The organism is Streptomyces sp. NPDC021019 (assembly GCF_044333295.1).
Classification (GTDB): Bacteria; Actinomycetota; Actinomycetes; order Streptomycetales; family Streptomycetaceae; genus Streptomyces.
The window spans coordinates 349196-367484 of sequence record NZ_JBIRQR010000001.1; the positions used below are offsets into that span (position 1 = coordinate 349196).

Genomic DNA, 18289 nt, shown 5'->3' on the forward strand with positions numbered 1-18289 from the left:
GGCGTACCGAGGGTGGCCGGGATCTGCTGTGCCGGGCGTGTGCCGAGGGTGGCTGGCCCCGCCGGGTCGATGTCTTTCCGCCGTACGGGATCTACCGGCTGCACCGTCCTGCCAATCGAACTGTTGCACCGAACAGAGGAGATAAATGATGACCATTAACCCCGTACGGGCCGATGCCGGTAAGCATGGTGGGCCGCCGTCGGACAAGCCGTGGACGCCGCCCTCGGAGCCGAAGCCGTCTCCGGACGGGAGTCGCCCTCAGTGCTTCCCGCAGTGGTGAGTACCGCACGCCAGGCTCCCACCTACCCTGAGCTGGTGCGGGAGTTGGTCGATCGTGGGCTGCTCACCGGCCGGTGGCGGCGGGTGTTCGAGGCTGTTCCGCGTAGCCGGTTCGTTCCGGAGTTTGTGTGGCGGCAGTTGCCCGACCGGTGTGTGCCGGTGGTGGGGGCGGATGCGTGGCTGGGGTTGGTGAACTCGGACGAGCCGGTCGTCACTCAGCTCGACGACGGGGTCGAGGGCGGACCGGGTGTCCCGACGTCGTTCGAACTCGATGCCCTCGATGGTTGCCCAGATGCTCACGCTCCTCGAAGTCGTCTACGGGCAGCGGGTGATGGAGATCGGCACCGGCACCGGGTATGTCGCGGCGCTGCTCTGCGAACGGCTCGGCGACGATCTGGTCCACAGTGTGGAGCTGGACCCGGTCGTGGCCCGGCAGGCGGCCGACGCCCTCGCGCAGGCCGGTTACCGGCCACACCTTCGCGTCGGGGACGGCGAACGGCCATGGCCTGGTCTGGGGTTGGTGGACCGACTGATCGCGACGTGCGCATTGCGCTACGTCCCGTACGCGCTGCTCCGGCAGGTCCGGCCTGGCGGGGTCGTTGTGGCCCCGCTGGCCCGGGAGTTCTGGTCGGGTGCGCTGGTCGAACTTCGCGTTCACGGCGACGGCACCGCGACGGGCCCGTTCTGCGGCGGGGCCACGTACATGCCGATGCGAGCCCACCGTGTGCCCGATCTTCACGAGGTGCCGGGCAAGGGGCGGGCCCGTGCGGCGGGCCTGGACCCCGCCCGGCTCCTCGACCTCGGGTTCGCCCTGTACGCGGGGGCCCGGCTGCCCGGCGTACGGCTCATCCACCAGAACACCGCCAAGGGTGTTCAGGTGTGAGTGACCCGGGAGGACGGAGGCGCTGCCACGGCGGCCTCGGGTGAGGAGGTGTGGCAGTACGGGCCCGGGTTCTTGTGGGAGGAGATCGAGCAGGTCTGGTGGGAGTACGAGTCGGTGGGGCGGCCCGATGCCGGGCAGTTCGGGCTGACCGTGACCGGCCGGGGCCAGCAGGTCTGGCTGCGCGAACCCGCCGAGGTCATCCGGCCCAGCAGGGCATGACCCAGGTCGGGTCGTCTTTGCAGCCCGCTGCTTGTTGTCTACGAGCCGACTCGGCGATGGAGACGTGGATCGTCTCAGCCGCGCCAAAATGCGGAGCAACAGGACGATGAGTGGCAAGCCCGGCAGGCGGACTTGAGGACAGCCCGCGTGCGTGGGGGCCACTGCTTTGGTGTTACCCGGGCACCGATCTCGGAGGGACTACCCCCGCACGCGCGGGGACCACCTGCTGCGCGCCGCGCTCACGTACCAGGGGGACAGCGGGCCGGGACCACCCCCGCACGCGCGGGGACCACGGCGGAACTCAGCGCCCCGCCCATGTCCCGCTAGGACCACCCCCGCACGCGCGGGGACCACAGCACCGGACCATCGCGGTACTCGTCTCCGCCGGGACCACCCCCGCACGCGCGGGGACCACTCACCAGCGCGGCGCGCTCCATGAGCTGTTCGGGGACCACCCCCGCACGCGCGGGGACCACTTCCGCATGAACATCACCGGCACCGGCACCGGCAACGTGGGACCACCCCCGCACGCGCGGGGACCACCCCCAAGCGGGGTAGTGGGCCACTTTCGTCTTGGGACCACCCCCGCACGCGCGGGGACCACCTCGGCCTCCGCCCCAGCGTCCGCCGCATCGCGGGACCACCCCCGCACGCGCGGGGACCACGCCTGGCTGCCCGTGGTGGCCAGGCCGGACACGGGACCACCCCCGCACGCGCGGGGACCACAGTTCGTGACCTGCGGGTTTATGTGGCGATGGGGCTGAATTTACCCACTTCTTGAGAAAGGACATATCCCGCACCCCGAAGGTGAATCGTGCTCGGAGAGCGCTGTGCGGCAACAGTCATTCTGCCTCTCTTCAGCCGTAGTAGGAGCCCCCTGAGAGAGAGCGGCGGGTGCCGTGGCGACCACGAAGCGTGGCCGCGACGTTTAGTGGACGTCCAGGCCCGCGTCCTCCAGCAGCTTCGCCGCACGGTCGGCGATGACCTTGGGCGTGGGAATGATGTGGCTGCGGGCCAAGGACGAGGAGGGCGCGGGGGAACCGCAGGGGCTACTCGCCGTGCCATGTTCGGCCAGCCTCCTCGATCTCCTCGGGAGTGAAGGGGCCGTGTCCGTCCTCGTACGCCTCGACGATTTCTCTGGTTTTGGTCAGGGCGAGGGCGTGTTCGGCCGGGGCGGAGGCGAAGTGAGAGAACCTCCGCGCGTCTGTGCGGGCTTCGATTTCGCCGGCAAGTGATCGGGGGTGGTGACGGATTTCTTGACGGTGGTCTCGTCCGGAGGCGCGTGCTCGGTAGCCATACCTGCGTTATCTCATCAGGAGTAGGGCTACTGCCCCGTCCCATTCTTGCGACCGTGCGTCGCGGGGCACATACAAAAACCCCCTTGACCGCGTCTCCGCAGATCAAGGGGGCTCTGTAAGAGCGGTAGCGGTGGGATTTGAACCCACGGTGACGGGTTACGCCACACTCGCTTTCGAGGCGAGCTCCTTCGGCCGCTCGGACACGCTACCGAGAGAGAGCTTAGACCATCCCGGGGTGTGGACAGAAATCGGTTCTCGGGAGCGGGGCCTTGCCTGGTCGGGCAGCCGGGGCGTACCTGGTCAGGGGCGGGGCCCTACCGGTCAGAGCGCCCGGAAGAAGGCCGTCAGCTGTTCGGCGCACGTGGCCTCCAGTACGCCGCCGATCACCTCCGGGCGGTGGTTGAGGCGGCGGTCGCGGACGACGTCCCAGAGGGAGCCGGCCGCGCCCGCCTTTTCGTCGCGGGCTCCGTAGACGACCCGGGTGACCCGGGACTGGACCAGGGCGCCCGCGCACATCGTGCAGGGCTCCAGGGTGACCACCAGCGTGCAGCCGGTCAGGCGCCACTCGCCGTGGGCCTCGGCCGCCCGGCGCAGGGCCAGGATCTCGGCGTGCGCGGTCGGGTCGCCGGTGGCCTCGCGTTCGTTGTGGGCGGCGGCCAGCTCGGTGCCGTCGGGGCCGAGGACGACGGCGCCGACCGGCACGTCGCCGGCCGACGCCGCCCGCCCGGCCTCGGCCAGGGCGCGGCGCATCGGTGCCTGCCAGGGGTCGCGTACGGGGTCGGGCTCGGGTACGTGTACGGGATCCGGGGCGGGCTCGGGTGAGGGGTCCGGCGGTCGTGCGGTCACCCGCGGACCCTAACGGACGGGACGGTACGGACGGGGCACGGGAGCAGGTGGTGAGGGAGGAGCGGGTGTACGGTCCGGGCTAGCGGACCGACTCCAGGACCTCCGCCGCTCCCACGGCCTCCGCGATCTCGGAGAGTGCGTCGGTCTGCAGGGTGAGCAGCTCCTTCTCGGACAGTCCGAGGTCGGCGAGGATCCCGAGCTCGCCGATCGGTCCCGCCGGCACGGCGTCCGGGTCGGGGCCGTCCTCGTCCGGGTCGACGGCCGCGGGGGCGGGCCGTTCCGGTTCACCGTCCTCGGTGCCGTCGAGGTCGACGAGCTCCTCCAGGGCGGCGATCTCGACCTCGGCCCCTGGTTCACGGCCGAGCACTTCGTCGGTGAGCAGGATCTCCCCGTACGAGGAGCGGGCGGCGGCGGACGCGTCCGAGACGTAGATTCGGGGGTCCTCCTCACCGTCCACCCGGACGACGCCGAACCAGGCGTCCTCCTGCTCGATGTAGACCAGGACCGTGTCCTCGTCCACCGAGACCTCCCGGGCCAGATCTGTCAGATCGGACAGGGTCTCCACATCGTCGAGCTCTGTATCGCTCGCTTCCCACCCGTCTTCGGTGCGCGCGAGCAGTGCGGCGAAGTACACCGTGACTCTCCCACTGGTCATAGGCGAATCGGTCCGGCGGGAGGGCGAACGGTGATCCGTCCGTCCTGCGCCCCGCCCAACCGGCATCGTGGCAGAAACAAGCGCTGTACGAGACCTCTTCGGCCGTTGCGTCGGCCATCAGTTCCAGGAGTGCCTGGTCGGCCGTCTCCCTGACGAGGCACTCTGCGCGGGGAGTGCGCCGGTGGTACGAGGAGGATTCACCAACGGAACGTGCGCATCCGCATCTGTTGCCGCATACGGGCGGCACGGGCCCGGCGCGGCTGCACGCGGTCGCGCAGCTGCTTGGCCTCGTGGAGCTCACGGAGGAACTGGGCGCGTCGACGGCGGCGGGCGGCGTCACTCTCCTGCGCGTCCTCGACGTCACTCGCCGCGCCCTCCGCGTCGCGCCCCTCGCGCGGCCCGCGCGAGGCCGGGTCGCGCCGCAGTTCCCCGTCAGCCATCGACACACCACCCCAGTGCTGGGTCCGTATGCCCCCACCTTCCCCCCGAACAGGTGGTTGATGCCAGCGCAGAGTGCCGGGCGGCGCGGTTACTGTTGACACATGCGGATCCACGTTGTCGACCACCCCCTGGTGGCGCACAAACTCACCACGCTGCGCGACAAGCGCACCGACTCCCCGACCTTCCGGCGGCTCGCCGACGAGCTGGTCACCCTTCTCGCCTACGAGGCCACCAGGGATGTGCGCACCGAGCTGGTCGACATCGAGACCCCGGTGACGCCCACGACCGGGGTGAAGCTCTCGCACCCCCGGCCCCTGGTCGTCCCGATCCTGCGTGCCGGTCTGGGCATGCTGGACGGCATGGTGCGGCTGCTGCCGACCGCCGAAGTGGGCTTCCTCGGCATGATCCGCAACGAGGAGACGCTCCAGGCGGAGACGTACGCGACCCGGATGCCCGAGGACCTCTCCGGTCGCCAGGTCTACGTCCTGGACCCGATGCTGGCCACCGGCGGCACCCTCGTCGCGGCCATCCGCGAGCTGATCAAGCGCGGGGCCGACGACGTCACCGCCGTCGTCCTCCTCGCGGCGCCCGAGGGCGTCGAGGTGATGGAGCGCGAGCTGGCCGGGACGCCGGTCACCGTCGTCACCGCCTCCGTCGACGAGCGGCTCAACGAGAACGGCTACATCGTGCCGGGCCTCGGGGACGCGGGCGACCGGATGTACGGCACGGCCGAATAGGCGACGGCCGAGCGGGTCACGGCTGAACAGGTCACGGTCGAACAGGTCACGGTCGAACAGGTACGGACGCCGCCGAGCGGGTTCGGACGCCCGCACGGGCCCGGACGCCGGGATCGGGACAGGCCGCTCCACGATGTCGCGCCCCGTGCCGGCGTCGTACGCATCCGTACGGTGCCGGGGCGGGGCGCGACATTCTCTGCGGGTCCAGCAGGAGGGCGGCGTGTGCGGGTTCAGCAGGAGGAGGACGGGGCCGGGGCCGGCTTCGTCAGGGCCGCCATCGCGGCGGTGGCCTCCTGCGGGGTGCTGAACGCCTTGAACTTCGTCCCGAGGATCAGGTCGACCTCGCCCGTTCCGCGGGTGTCGGTCTTCTGTACCGCGCCCGCCAGCTGGGTGCCGAGCACCGTGAAGCTGCCGTTCTTCGCGGTCGGCGCGCCGAGCAGCACACCCGTGCCGGGCACCTTCTTGTCGTACGCCTTCGTCGCGTTGCCCACCTCGCCGATGGTGAAACCGCGTTTCTTGAGCTCCTCGGCGGCGGACTTGGCCAGCCCGCTGCGCGTCGTCGCGTTGTAGACGTTGACCTTGATGGCGGCCGGTTTCGGCAGCGCCTTGGCGGGGGCCGCCGACGGCTTCGGGGTGGGGCAGTCCCGCTTGTGGTCGGCCGCGCCGGCGCTCTTGTCGCCGCCGGTGAAGACGTCGATGAGCTGCAGCGTGCCCCAGCCGGCCAGGCTGAGGGCGACGACGGCTCCGATGCCCGCGAGGACCAGCCTGCGGCGGTGCCGGGGGCGGCGCATACGGGGATAGGCGTCGCCCGTGATGCGGTACTTTCCGCCCATGCCGGGGGGAGTGAGCATGCTCATGGGGGCAGCGTAGTGCGACCCCGTGTCCATGCGTACAAGATGATCAACGCATGACACCCGGATGAGCGTGAAAACACCCGAAAGGCCCGAATTGGGCATCACTGGGTTGCGGACCCCGGGTGGGGGTGCCCGGGTGCCCTCGCGGAGGCGCGCGCAGGTAGCCGGCGGGGGCGTCAGCCCAGGTCGAGGACGCGGGCGTGCAGTACCTGGCGCTGCTGGAGTGCGGCCCGGACCGCCCGGTGCAGGCCGTCCTCCAGGTAGAGGTCGCCCTGCCACTTCACGACGTGGGCGAACAGGTCGCCGTAGAACGTGGAGTCCTCGGCGAGGAGGGTCTCCAGGTCCAGCTGGCCCTTGGTGGTCACGAGCTGGTCCAGGCGAACCGGACGCGGCGCGACATCCGCCCACTGTCGGGTGCTTTCCCGGCCGTGGTCGGGGTATGGCTTCCCATTTCCGATGCGCTTGAAGATCACACGGAAAGCCTACCGGGCAAGGGCCGCCGGGCGCAGCCGGGGAAGCTCACCGCGACGACGGAGCAAAGGGATCATAGTGCCGTATTCGGCTGGATAACCGGGCAGGGGGCGCGGGAGTCGCCGGAGGCCCTGCCCGCCCCGCCGGACCCTGGGGGCGTGGAAGGTCGCGGTAGTGGACCTGGTGCGGGATCCGGGGGGATCCCGCACCAGGCCCACTGGTGGTCCACCGTGCTGGCTCGCGTCGCGCCGTTTACGGGACTCCCTTACAGGACCGCTTACGGGACGGACGGGCCGCTTACGGAACGGACGCGTTCGGGGCCGCCGCTCCTACTCCGCGACCCGGCCGTGACCCTCGCGCAGGCCGCCGCCGCTGCCGCCGCTGCCGGGCGTACCCGTGCCGGTGCCGGGGGTGACCGGGCGGGTCAGGGAGCTCAGGTCGTGGGCGTACGTCCCGACCGCGTTGGCGATCACGTCGATGTTGGTGTCGAAGTGACCCATGTCGATGTTGTCCAGGTCGTCACAGGCCGCGTGGTAGCAGGGGTCGTACGCGATCCCCGCCTCGCCGCCGAACACCTCGGCCTGGGCCGCCGTCTTGATGCCCTCCGCCCCGGTGTCCGTACCGCCGGACGGGATGCCGACCTCGATGAACGGTCCGTAGTCCGAGCGGCCGGTGAAGTCCGTGCCCTCGTGCGGCTTGCCCTTGCCGTCGAGGAACTCGTTGATGTCACGCTCCAGTTGGGCCGAGCCCTCCGGGCCCGCGCCCTCGCCGACCTCGTCGGAGTTGTCGCCGTCGAAGACGAACTGGACGCCGTTCGGCGAGCCGATCATGTCGAAGTTCAGATAGAGCGCGATCTGCTCGCGCTGCTTCTCGGAGAGCGCCGCGACGTACTTCTCCGAGCCGATCAGGCCGTTCTCCTCGGCCGACCACCAGGCGAACCGCACCTTGTTGGCGGGCTTGCTCTTCGACTTCGCCAGTTCCAGTGCGACTTCGAGCAGGCCGGCGGAGCCGGAGCCGTTGTCGTTGATGCCGGGGCCCTCGGTCACCGAGTCGAGGTGGGCGCCGAGCATCACCGTCCGGGCCGTGCTGCCGCCCGGCGTCTCGGCGATGACGTTGCGGGTGGGCCGGTCCTCCTGGAGCTCGCGGATCTCGAAGGAGACCGTGACCTCGCCGCCCGCGGCGTCGGCGGCCAGCTTCTCGCCCTCCGCCTGGGTGAGGCCCCCGGTCGGGATCCTCCCCGCCGCGACCTCGCCGAGCGTGCCGGACAGGGCGCCCTCGACGTTGTTGTAGATGACCGCCCCGGCCGCGCCCGCGTCGGCGGCGGCCGCCTGCTTCTCGGCGAAGGAGCAGCCGCCGCGCTTGATCAGCGCGATCTTTCCCGTGAAGGTCGTGGACGCGTAGTCGGTGGCCTCACAGCCCGTCGTCCCGTCGACGGGCACCGCGACGAGCGCCGCCGTCAGGCCGCCGACCTCGGTCGACGGGGTGTACGTCATGGCCTTGATCATGACGTCGCGGGGCGTCGGCGTCACCACGGCGAGCTTCTCGGCCAGCGTCTCGGTGTAGGTGAAGCGGAAGTCCTCGTACGAGACCTTGTACCCGGCCCGCTGGAGCTGGCGGTAGACGTACGCCGCCGAGGCGTCGTGGCCCAGCGAACCGGCGGCGCGGTGACCGTCGGTCGAGTCGGCTATCGCCTGGAACTGCTGGAGGTGGCGGTGGGCGTCGCGCGCGGACGCCTTCCGCACCAACTCCTTCGACAGCTTGGCCGCTTCCTTACCGGGGTCGTGCGGCGCGGGGCGTCCGGGGTGCGGGGACGCGGCCAGGAGGAGCGGTGTGGCCAGGGCGGTGGCGGCCACGACAGCGATGGCTCTGCGACGTGTTGCGTGCACAGGAGTCCTTCCGGTCTGAACGGCTGGTGCTCTGAGCGGCTCAGTACCTGAACCGACCGCCGGTGCTCCGAGCGGCTCAGTACCTGAACGGCTGAACAAATGTGCTGCGAAAGCTAGCGAGTGGGGTGACGCCTGTGAACAGATGTGGCCGGATCCGATCGGTGAGAGGGAGGTGTCGGCCTGATCCGGTGCTCGACCACGTCCCTTCTCGGTCGAGCGCCGGACCAGCCGACTACCTGCCCGACTTCCTGTTCCTGGACGGTGAGTCGCCCTACTTCCCGGCTGAGGGCCCACTCGGCTTCTTCGCTGTTCCGGCCGCCTTCTTCGCCGCCTTGGCCGCCGCCTTGGCCTCCTGCTTGTACGCGCGCACCTCGACGAGCGACTCCGGGCCCGTGATGTCGGCGACCGACCGGCGCGATCCGGCCTCCCCGTACGGGCCCGCCGCCTCCCGCCACCCCGTCGGCCGTACGCCGAACTGCTTGCCGAGCAGCGCCAGGAAGATCCGCGCCTTCTGTTCGCCGAAGCCGGGCAGTGCGTTGAGGCGTTTCAGCAGCTCGTCGCCGGTCGCCGCGTCCCGCCACACCGCGCTCGCGTCGCCGTCGTACTCCGCCACCAGGTAGCGGCACAGCTGCCGCACCCGCTGGGCCATGGAGCCGGGGTAGCGGTGCAGAGCCGGCTTGGTGGTGAACAGTTCGGTGAAGGCGTCCGGGTCGCAGGCGGCGATCCGCCCCGCGTCCAGGTCGTCGGAGCCCATGCGTTCCGCGAGGGTGTACGGGCCCGTGAACGCCCACTCCATCGGAACCTGTTGGTCCAGCAGCATGCCGACCAGGGCGGCCAGCGGGCTGCGGCCGAGAAGCTCGTCGGCCTCCGGATTCTGGGCGATCCGCAGGGTGATGTCCTTGCCACTGTCGCTCGTGGTCATGCTGCCGATCATCGCGAGCACGGCGGACGACGGCGACCGGTACTGCGCCGATGGCCCCTCCCCTGTCGGCCGAAGGGAGTAGGGAGGGGCGCGGCGGCGGGGTCGTGCGCGTCCGTCCGTGTCGCCGCGCTGCCCGATGAGGCAGCTCCGGATGCCCCGGCCGGGCCGGGGCGCGGGCTGGACGGCCCGGGGGCCGCACCGTGATCGTGGAATGCCGAGGACAGCGCGGTCAGGGGAGAGATGAGCATGGACGCGCACGACATCGAGCAGGAACCGCACGAGCATCACGGACACGGTGGGCACCACGGACATGGTGGGCGCGAACAGGCGCACGAGCGCGATGAACAGCGCGGCGAAACCGCCGCGGAGACCTCCGGCGCGCAGGCCCACCACGTCTTCCGGGCCGCCGCCACGGGCCGGGCCGATGTGGTCGGAGCGGCCGGGATGGGGCTGCTCCAGCGGACGGCCGGCAACGGGGCGATCGGGGCGATGGTCCAGCGTTCCCGGTCCGGGGCCGCTGAATCCACCGCCGAGCAGGCCGAGCAGGCCGAGCAGGCAGGGCAGGCGGCGCAGGCAGGGCAGGCGGCGCAGGCAGGGCAGGCCGAGGAACAGCGGTCGCCGGTGCACGACGTGGTCGCCTCCGGCGGTTCGCCCCTGGACACCGACACCCGTACGGACATGGAGAGCCGGATGGGCGCGGACTTCTCCGACGTGCGCGTCCACCACGACGCCGCCGCGCACGAGTCGGCGAAGGGCGTCGGGGCGCACGCGTACACCGTGGGCAACAACGTGGTGTTCCAGCGCGACGCCTACGACCCCGGATCGCCGCAGGGCCGCACCACGCTGGCCCACGAGCTGACCCATGTGATCCAGCAGCGCAACGGCCCGGTGGAGGGGACGGAGGCCCCGGGCGGCATCCGGGTCAGCGACCCTTCGGACCGGTTCGAGCGTGAAGCCGTCGCGAACGCGGACCGGGTGCTGTCCGATCCCGCGCCGGAGGCCGCGCCGGCCCCGGCCGCCCCCGTGTCCGCCCCTGCGCCCGCCGCCGCCTCCGCGGTGCAGCGGGCGGCCACGGAGGACGAGGACGAGCAACCCGCCGACGTACAGGGGTCGTTCGTGCAGCGTGCGGAGGAGAGGAAGCCGGCGGAGGAGGAAGAGGAGGAGAAACCTCCGGCCTGAGGCAGCCCGCCTTGGTCCTGCCTCGGCCTGAGGCAGCCCGGCCCGGGGCAGCCCGCCCCGGTTCAGCCCCGGCCCGAGGGAGCCCGCGCGGGCCCGCCCTCGGCCAGAGGGCCCCCGCCCCCGCCCCGGCGCGGGCTTCAGCCCGCCGGGGTGTCCGGCCGCATCGTCCCGCCCAGGAACATCGAGGACGAGCACCGCGAGGGGGCCGGGGCGCCCACCGGTTTGCCGACCCGCCTGCAGTCGATCGTCATCGTGACCTTGCCGCCCGCGGGTACCAGGATCGGGGTCACGAAGTGGTAGTCGGAGTCGCGGAAGTTCTCCAGGCCGAGGCTCAGGACGCGGGTGTCCTCGCCGGCCGTGACGGTGACCGTGCCCGCGTCGCCCTGCGGGTTCTGCACCACGATGTCGGTGAGCTGGAAGGTGTGGCCGGCCGGTACCTCCAGGGCCGTGCCGGTGTTCGGGCCGCCGCCCACCCCGTCCCGCACCCGGACCTGCGCGCTGGTCGGGGCGCCCGCCGCCGCCTCACCGCCGCCGTTGCCACCGTTGCTGCCGCCGCTGCCGCCCGAGGCGGAGGGCCCCGGTGACGGAGTGGGGCTGGCCGCGACTCCGCCCGTGCCCGCACCGGTGGAGTCGCCGCCTCCGGAGCCCGCGCCGCCCTGCTCGCCCTCGTCCGGGGCCTTGCTCCTGTCGGCCGCGGCGGCCGACCGTACCGCCTCAGGAGTGACCGCCTCCCGGGCCGCGGACTTCACCGCCGGGCGCAGCAGCGCGTACCAGAGTCCCACCAGGACGAGGAGCAGCAGAGCGGCCGTGAGCAGGGCCCGGGGCAGCCAGCGCGGCAGGATCGGGTCCTGCTGGTAGGAGCCGTCCACCAGCACCGGGGCCGGAGCCTCCTCGCCCTCGGGCGGCTGCGGGGCGGCGAACACCTGGAAGGCGTGCGTCACCGGCGTACCGCGCCACATCCGCTTCGCCGGGCGGACCCGCAGTTTCGCGAACTCCGCGTGGCCCGGCTCGATCCGCAGCTCGGAGGCGGCGAACACGACCCGCGCCTGTTCCGTACCGTGCTGGGCCCCGAGCCGTACGGTCACCGGGGTGTTGCCGCGGTTGTCGACGGCGAACTGGTGCCGCCCGCCGCGTGAGCCGTTCGAGCCGCGCGGGACCAGCTCGGCGGTCGTCTCCGTGAACGGGAGGACGGTCACCCGGCCCTCGGGCACCACGGTGCCGCCGCGGTCGCCGGTCGGCATCACCCGGATCCCGAACGTACTCTCGCCCGCGAGGACCGTCGCTTCGCGCGGCGGGCGCATGACCAGGGAGACGGTTCCGGAGTCGCCGGGGTACAGCGAGAGGACCGCGGGCTCGATCGCCGACCAGGCGGCACAGGTCCCGACCACCTCGAAGTGGTACTCCTCGACGGTCCGGCCGGAGTTGAGGATCTGTAGGGGAAGGGTCGTCTCCTCGCCCGGTACGACGGTGGCGGACGACGCGTCGAGGCTTGCGGTAAGACTCATACGCGGACCGTAGGACCGGGCCGGGGGGTGGGCACCGGTCACGGAGGAACACTTTCGGGCAGATGTGATGCCCGAGGTAACCTTTTCGTTTCCTCACGGGTAGGAACGGGAATCTCTAGTCCGCCTCACAACGGCTGGGGCGGACGAGTACAGCTGTGGAGCTTGTGCCTGCAGTGTGATGCTTCCGGCTGGTGCCCAGGGGGAGCATTCGCATGGAGCGCATCACTGTCGTTTTACGCGCGCAGGACCCGATTTCCCAGGCCGGAGTGGCCAGTCAGCTTCGGGCCCGCCCCGAGGTCGCTGTCGTCGACCGGGACGACGGGGAGCCCGCGCCCCAGGTCGTGGTCATGGTGGTGGACGCCGTGGACGACGAGGTCCTGCGCGTCCTGCGCAACATCCAGCGCACCAGCACCTGCCGCACGGTGCTGGTGACCACGGACATCGACGAACAGAAGCTGGTGAGCGCGGCGGAGTGCGGGGTCGCGGGGGTCGTCAGGCGGTCCGACTCGACGCCGGATCATCTGGTGCAGGTCATCGGCACGGTGGCGCGGGGCGAGGGACATCTCCCCTCCGACCTGCTCGGACGCCTCCTCGAAGAGGTGGGCAGGCTCCAGGGTCAGGTGCTCGGCCCGCGCGGTCTGCACTTCACCGGCCTGGCCGCGCGGGAGGTGGACGTGCTGCGGCTGGTGGCCGAGGGGTACGACACCGCGGACATCGCGACGAAGCTGGCGTACTCCGAGCGCACGATCAAGAACGTGCTGCACTCGGTGATGACCCGTCTGCAACTGCGTAATCGCTCCCATGCTGTGGCGTACGCGATGCGTCAGGGGCTTATCTGACGGCCGACCCGTCCGAGGGCCGCTCCACGAACGCCTCTGCACCATCGGGCAGTTCGGCCTTCCCGCGGAAATGACTCGTCTCTCTCCGCACGCGGTCCGCCGGTGCGCGACGGTGGCCTCCGAGTATCGGGCGTGGCGCGGGGAGGGGAACGCTGTGCGGTGGTTTCAGCCAGGAACGGGACCGCGGAGGCGAGCGGCCGGGCTCGTTCTCCTGCTGCTGGCCGCCGGCCTCGTGCCCGCGTCGGGCGTGAGCGGTGTGGCGTCCGCCGTGCCCGTGCCGCCGGAGCCGTGGGTCACCCCGGCGACGCTGGAGGAGGCGCTCGACCCGGGTGGTTCGACGGGTGTGGACAAGCGGGTGCGGACCCCGGCGATCCCGCCTCGGCCGGATGTGGTGCTGCTGGTGGACGGCACCGGAAGCATGGAAAAGCCGATCGAGGACGTGCAGACGGGCCTGAAGGACATCACGGAGACGGTTCTCGCGGAACAGCCGGACTCGCGTTTCGCCGTGGCCACGTATGGCGACGAGATCGACGACCCGACGGCGGAGTTCGAAGTGCTCCAGGAACTGACGGACAACATGACGGACGTCCAGCTCGGGGTCGACCAGTTGGACACCTCGCGCGGATTCAAGAGCAAGGGGCCGTCCGAGGACTGGATCTACGCCCTGTGGAAGGTCGCGGGCGGCGCGGACGGCAAGACGGTCTTCCGAGAGGGGGCGAGCCCCGTGGTCGTCCTGGTCGGCGACGCGTCGAGCCACGACCCGAGTAACGGGATCCCGTTCCAGGAAGCGGTGTTCGCCCTTCAGGACGCAGGCGTACGCGTCATCGCCGTCGACGTGACGACGGAGGACGGCGATGGGCTCAACGGCGACGGTTACAGCAGCCCCACCTATCAGGATCCCTATCATGAGCCCGACCAGGCCAAGCGGATCGTCGACGCCACCGACGGCCGTATGCTGAGCGGCATCCCGGACGACGGGGTGACCGAGGCCGTCATCGAGGGCTTCGAGAACCTGCCCACGTCTGTCGGCTACCGCCTCGACGCCTGCGACCCCCATCTGACCGTCGCCCTCGACCCGCCCACCCGGCAGCTCACCAGCGGGGAGACCGCGCACTTCGCGGAGACCGTCGATGTGTCCGAGGACGCCCCGCAGGGCACGACGCTGGCCTGCACCGTGCAGTTCCTGCTCGGCACCCAGGTCCCGGGCACGGACACGGTCGGGCCGGCCGCGGTGCCCGATCCGGACTTCCGGCAGCAGATCAGCATCGCCGTGAACGACGTCGACGTGCCCGTCGTCACCGTGGACGACCGTACGGCCAGGGCGCCCGACGACGACGGCGTCCGCATCGACTACACGGCCACGGCGACGGACCCGCAGGACGGGGCACTGTCGGTGACCTGCGTCCCGCCGTCCGGATCGCTCTTCCCGGTCGGAACGACGACGGTCACCTGTTCCGCGACGGACGCGGCGGGCAACACGGGGGCGGACACGGCCCGGTTCGAGGTGCTGGAACCCGTGGTGCCGCCGAACCCGCCCGCGCCTCCGCCGCCGCCCCCGCCTCCGGCCTCCGACCTCGCGGTACGGGCCGATGTCAGCCCGGACCGTACGTACGTGGGGCGGCCCGCCACCGCCCGGTTCACGATCACCAACGCGGGCCCGGACACGGCGACCGGCGTCGTCCTCGGAGCGACGTGGCCGAGGACGGACGCGTCGAAGGACCGGAGCCTGCCCGGCCTGAGCCGGTGCACGGCGGCGCGGCCCTGCACGATCGCCGCCGGGGAGCGGGTCGTGGTGACGCAGACGGCGACCTACCGGGCGGCGGTCACCGGTGACGTACGGGCCACCGTGCGCGGCACCCTGCCCGACGGGCGGGCGGCGAACAACCGGGATGTGGACCGGCTGAGGGTCCTCAAGCCCTCGCTGACGGTCACCCCACAGGTGGCGAAACCGGGGCAGCCGGTACTGGCCCGGGGCAAGGACTATCCGCCGGGCGAGACCGTACGTTTCACGTGGAACATCGGCATCACCGCGGACCGGTCCGGCGTACGGGTCGGCCGGGACGGCACCTTCGAGGTGCAGGTGCTGGTCCTGCGCAAGGACACGCTGGGCCCGCGCGTCCTGCGGGCGGAGGCCCGCGATCTGCCGCTCCTGCGGAAACCGGTGCTGGTCGTGCAACACAACCTGCAACCACCGGACTTCGCGGGTCGCTCATGAGCTCACTCTTCGCTTCGGAGGCGGTCAGCGGATGATCCATGAGGTGGACGACGTCCTGCGGGCTCTGATCCGGGCCGAGGTGCTGGAGGGCCGCCAGATCGCGGTGGTCTTCGACGCCCCGACCCGGGAGTGGGCGGCCAAGGTCAACGCCCCGATGGTCAACCTCTACCTCTACGACATCCGTGAGGACATGCGGCGGCGGGAGCGCGGCCTGCACAACGAGTACGACGAGCGCGGGGCGATCGTCGCCCGCCGCCGCCCGCCGCGCTTCTTCAAACTGTCGTACCTGATCACGGCGTGGACGAAGCGCCCCGAGGATGAACACCGGCTGCTCTCCTCCCTGCTGGCCTGTCTGCTGCGGTACGAGGCGCTGCCCCCGGAGCGGCTGGCGGGCTCGTTGGCCGAGGTCGGGGCCGCCGTCCCGATGTCGATCGCGCTGCCGCCGCCGGAGGACCGGTCGTTCGCCGATGTGTGGAGCGCGCTCGGGGGCGAGCTGAAGCCCTCGCTGGACTTGGTGATCAGCGTTCCGGTGACGGCCTCGCCGGTCTACGAGGCGGGCCCGCCGGTGGGCGACGAGGGGCTGCGGGCGCAGTTCGGGGACGTACCCGTGCCGGTTTCCGGGGAGGGTGCGGGCGCGGGTGCGGGCGCGACGGAGACGCAGCCGGGGCGGCCGGGGCTGCCGGTGTACGGGTCGCGTCCCGGGCGGCCCGTCCGGGAGCCTTCCTCCGCGCCCTCGGGCGGGGCGCACGGGCGGGCGGTGTCACTGCGGATCACGGAGCGGCGGGGGACGCCAGCTGAGGGGCGGGGCGGGCCACCCGGGGGACGTGAGAGACGCGGTACGCCCTCTGAGGATGGGAACGTATGACGGCGCCGGCCGGCGCCGGCCCGGACCTCCGCCATCTGCTCGCCCGTGCGGCGGCCGTGGAGCGGCGCATCCGGCACGCGGTGGAGCTGCGGCGGAGTACCGATCCGGACCCGGACGACGACTTCCGGGGGCTGTACCTCACGGACGACAGCATCGTGCGGCTGCTGGACGAGAAGGGTGCGAGGGGGTTTCCGGCGCTGGACGATGCCTTGGCCGAGGGTTCACCGCCCGGAGAGGCGGCCGTCGAGACGGAGAAGGACTCCCGACTGGCGGCGCTCGCGCGGGAGTTCGACCTCACCCCGCTGGACACGGAGATCCTGCTCATCGCGCTCGTACCGGACCTGGACGACCGCTTCGAGGCGTTCTACGGCTATCTGAACGACGACGTGTCCCGTCGTCGCCCGTCCATCGGGCTGGCCCTGGGCCTGTGCGGCGCGGCCCCCTCCGATCCCGCCGCCCGGGCCCGGCTGGCGGCGGGGGCGCCGCTCCGGGCCGGCGGCCTGCTTCTGGCGGAGGACCTGCACCGCCCGTTCCTGAGCCGGGCGCTGCGGGTGCCGGACCGGGTGGCCGCGCACCTGCTGGGCGACGACACCCCGGACCCGCGACTGGCGGACCTGCTGGCCCCGTGGCAGGCCGTGCCCGGGGTGGGAGACCCGGCCCCGCTCGCCGGGGTCCTGGCGGACGGCGTCCGGCTTGCCTACCTGAGCGAGGACCAGGGCGGTGCGGGCACGGCGCTCGCCGCGTCGGCGCTGACGCGGGCGGGCCGGGGGGTCCTGGGCCTGGACCTGGCCCGGCTGGCGGAGGACCCGTCGCCCGCCGAGGCGGTGAGCGCCCTGGTCCGGGAGGCGCGCCTGACGGGGGCGGGCCTGGTCTGCGCGCCGCTGGACGCGGTGTCCAGGGAGCGCCCGGGGCTGCTGAGGCTTCTCACGGCCACCCCGGTTCCGACGGTCCTGGTGGGCCGGGCGCCCTGGGACGCGTCCTGGTCGGTCGCCCCACCCCTGCTGCTGCACGCGCCCAGGGTGGAGCCGTCGGCGCGGGGGGCGCTGTGGCGTGACGCGTACGAGCGGGTGTCCGCGTTGGGGCACGTGCCTGGCCCCGCACTTGGTCAGGCACCTGGCCACGCACTCGGTCAGGAGCCCGACCGCGCATCTGGGGGCGGGGACGGTCACGGGGCCGGCCACACGCCTGGGACCTCCGCGCCGCTCCCGCCCACCATCGCCCCGGACCTGCTGCTGGCCCCGTTCCTCCTCACCCCGGAACAGATCACCGGAGCTGCCCGCTCCGCCGCCCAGGCGGCCCGGCTGGCGGGCGGCGGGCTCACCGCGGACCACGTACGGCGGGGGGCCCGCGCCCAGAACGCGGCGGGTCTGGACCGGCTGGCCCGCCGCATCGAGCCCACGGTGGCCTGGGACGACCTGGTCCTCCCGCCCGACACCCACACCCAGCTCCGCGAGCTCACGGCCCGCGCCCGGCACCGCGACCGGGTGCTGGGGGAGTGGGGAATGCGGCCGGGCGGGGGCCGGGGCCGGGGCGTGTCGGCGCTGTTCGCGGGCGACTCCGGCACGGGCAAGACGATGTCGGCGGAGGTGATCGCCGCGGACCTGGGGCTGGACCTGTACACGGTCGACCTGGCGACGGTGATCGACAAGTACGTGGGCGAGACGGAGAAGAACCTCGAGCGGATCTTCACGGAGGCGGCGGGCGTGAACGGCGTGCTCCTCTTCGACGAGGCGGACGCGATCTTCGGCAAGCGCTCGGACGTGAAGGACGCGCACGACCGTTACGCGAACGTGGAGAGCGCGTACCTCCTGCAACGCATGGAGTCCTTCGACGGCCTGGCCATCCTCGCCACCAACCTCCGCGCCAACCTGGACGACGCCTTCACCCGCCGCCTGGACCTGGTCGTCGATTTCCCGGTCCCGGACCCCGAACAACGCCTGCTCCTCTGGGACCGCTGCCTGGGCCCGACCCTCCCGCGCGGCACGGACCTGGACCTGCCCTTCTGCGCCGAGAACTTCGAACTGGCGGGCGGCAACATCCGCTCGGTCGCGGTGACTTCGGCGTACCTGGCGGCGGAGGCGGGGGGTGCGGTGACGATGGAGACGGTGATCCACGCGATCCAGCGGGAGTACCAGAAGCTGGGGCGGCTGACGCTTGCCTCGGAGTTCGGGCCGTATCTGGGGCTGGTGACATGA

At 71.9% G+C, this 18289-nt stretch carries 14 protein-coding genes, 1 tRNA gene, 1 pseudogene and 1 CRISPR repeat array; of the genes and pseudogenes, 7 read left to right on the forward strand and 9 right to left on the reverse strand.

The genetic code is table 11. The features are described 5' to 3' along the window. Positions 1–276: 276 nt before the first annotated feature. A pseudogene (locus ACH4RG_RS01565) lies at positions 277–1381 on the forward strand (methyltransferase). A 194-nt stretch (positions 1382–1575) separates the two neighbouring features. Then, positions 1576–2107: direct repeats of the CRISPR family, unit length 29 nt; unit sequence GGGACCACCCCCGCACGCGCGGGGACCAC. Positions 2108–2801: 694 nt separating this feature from the next. Here the strand turns inward: ACH4RG_RS01565 and ACH4RG_RS01570 are convergent. The 4 genes from ACH4RG_RS01570 to ACH4RG_RS01585 all read right to left on the reverse strand — a co-directional run bounded on the left by ACH4RG_RS01570 (position 2802) and on the right by ACH4RG_RS01585 (position 4620). Then, positions 2802–2889 (reverse strand) — tRNA-Ser (locus ACH4RG_RS01570). Between the two features lie 111 nt (positions 2890–3000). Continuing rightward, positions 3001–3429: a tRNA adenosine(34) deaminase TadA gene (gene tadA / locus ACH4RG_RS01575; RefSeq protein WP_397919280.1), complete on the reverse strand. Its 429-nt coding sequence runs from the start codon at positions 3427–3429 to the stop codon at positions 3001–3003. 175 nt (positions 3430–3604) lie between these two features. Beyond that, on the reverse strand, positions 3605–4159 hold the full coding sequence (locus ACH4RG_RS01580; protein ID WP_398539377.1) for a hypothetical protein: 555 nt from the start codon (positions 4157–4159) through the stop codon (positions 3605–3607). Positions 4160–4377: 218 nt separating this feature from the next. Next, entirely contained in the window at positions 4378–4620 is a 243-nt protein-coding gene (locus ACH4RG_RS01585) for a hypothetical protein (RefSeq protein WP_398538934.1), read from the reverse strand. Between the two features lie 102 nt (positions 4621–4722). On the opposite strand from ACH4RG_RS01585, the gene upp reads away from it, so the two are divergent. Beyond that, entirely contained in the window at positions 4723–5358 is a 636-nt protein-coding gene (gene upp, locus ACH4RG_RS01590) for a uracil phosphoribosyltransferase (RefSeq protein WP_215109612.1), read from the forward strand. Positions 5359–5588: 230 nt separating this feature from the next. Here the strand turns inward: upp and ACH4RG_RS01595 are convergent, their stop codons facing one another. The 4 genes from ACH4RG_RS01595 to ACH4RG_RS01610 all read right to left on the reverse strand — a co-directional run bounded on the left by ACH4RG_RS01595 (position 5589) and on the right by ACH4RG_RS01610 (position 9491). Beyond that, positions 5589–6191 carry a LytR C-terminal domain-containing protein gene (locus ACH4RG_RS01595; protein WP_397919276.1) on the reverse strand — a complete coding sequence of 201 codons (603 nt, stop codon included), beginning with the start codon at positions 6189–6191 and terminating at the stop codon, positions 5589–5591. Between the two features lie 197 nt (positions 6192–6388). Beyond that, positions 6389–6685 (reverse strand): type II toxin-antitoxin system VapB family antitoxin, encoded by a 297-nt coding sequence (locus ACH4RG_RS01600; RefSeq protein WP_003967677.1) that lies wholly within the window; start codon positions 6683–6685, stop codon positions 6389–6391. 327 nt (positions 6686–7012) lie between these two features. Continuing rightward, on the reverse strand, positions 7013–8569 hold the full coding sequence (locus ACH4RG_RS01605) for a M28 family metallopeptidase (protein WP_398538935.1): 1557 nt from the start codon (positions 8567–8569) through the stop codon (positions 7013–7015). A gap of 271 nt (positions 8570–8840) precedes the next feature. Continuing rightward, positions 8841–9491: an HhH-GPD-type base excision DNA repair protein gene (locus ACH4RG_RS01610; protein WP_398538936.1), complete on the reverse strand. Its 651-nt coding sequence runs from the start codon at positions 9489–9491 to the stop codon at positions 8841–8843. Between the two features lie 240 nt (positions 9492–9731). Between ACH4RG_RS01610 and ACH4RG_RS01615 the strand changes: the two genes are divergently transcribed. Further along, positions 9732–10670, forward strand: a complete 939-nt coding sequence (locus ACH4RG_RS01615; protein WP_398538937.1) for a DUF4157 domain-containing protein — start codon at positions 9732–9734, stop codon at positions 10668–10670. A 137-nt stretch (positions 10671–10807) separates the two neighbouring features. On the opposite strand, the gene ACH4RG_RS01620 is transcribed toward ACH4RG_RS01615, so the two are convergent. After that, entirely contained in the window at positions 10808–12175 is a 1368-nt protein-coding gene (locus ACH4RG_RS01620; protein ID WP_398538938.1) for a hypothetical protein, read from the reverse strand. A 212-nt stretch (positions 12176–12387) separates the two neighbouring features. Between ACH4RG_RS01620 and ACH4RG_RS01625 the strand changes: the two genes are divergently transcribed. The 4 genes from ACH4RG_RS01625 (at position 12388) to ACH4RG_RS01640 (ending at position 18289) form a co-directional block, all read left to right on the forward strand. After that, positions 12388–13014: a response regulator transcription factor gene (locus tag ACH4RG_RS01625; protein ID WP_026291033.1), complete on the forward strand. Its 627-nt coding sequence runs from the start codon at positions 12388–12390 to the stop codon at positions 13012–13014. Between the two features lie 154 nt (positions 13015–13168). After that, positions 13169–15229, forward strand: coding sequence for a VWA domain-containing protein (locus ACH4RG_RS01630; RefSeq protein WP_398538939.1), 2061 nt, complete (start codon positions 13169–13171; stop codon positions 15227–15229). Between the two features lie 31 nt (positions 15230–15260). After that, on the forward strand, positions 15261–16094 hold the full coding sequence (locus tag ACH4RG_RS01635) for a DUF4255 domain-containing protein (protein ID WP_398538940.1): 834 nt from the start codon (positions 15261–15263) through the stop codon (positions 16092–16094). Then, the gene (locus ACH4RG_RS01640) at positions 16091–18289 is read left to right on the forward strand and encodes an AAA family ATPase (RefSeq protein ID WP_398538941.1); all 2199 of its coding nucleotides are present in this window, start codon (positions 16091–16093) and stop codon (positions 18287–18289) included. The genes ACH4RG_RS01635 and ACH4RG_RS01640 overlap by 4 nt, the downstream gene beginning before the upstream one ends.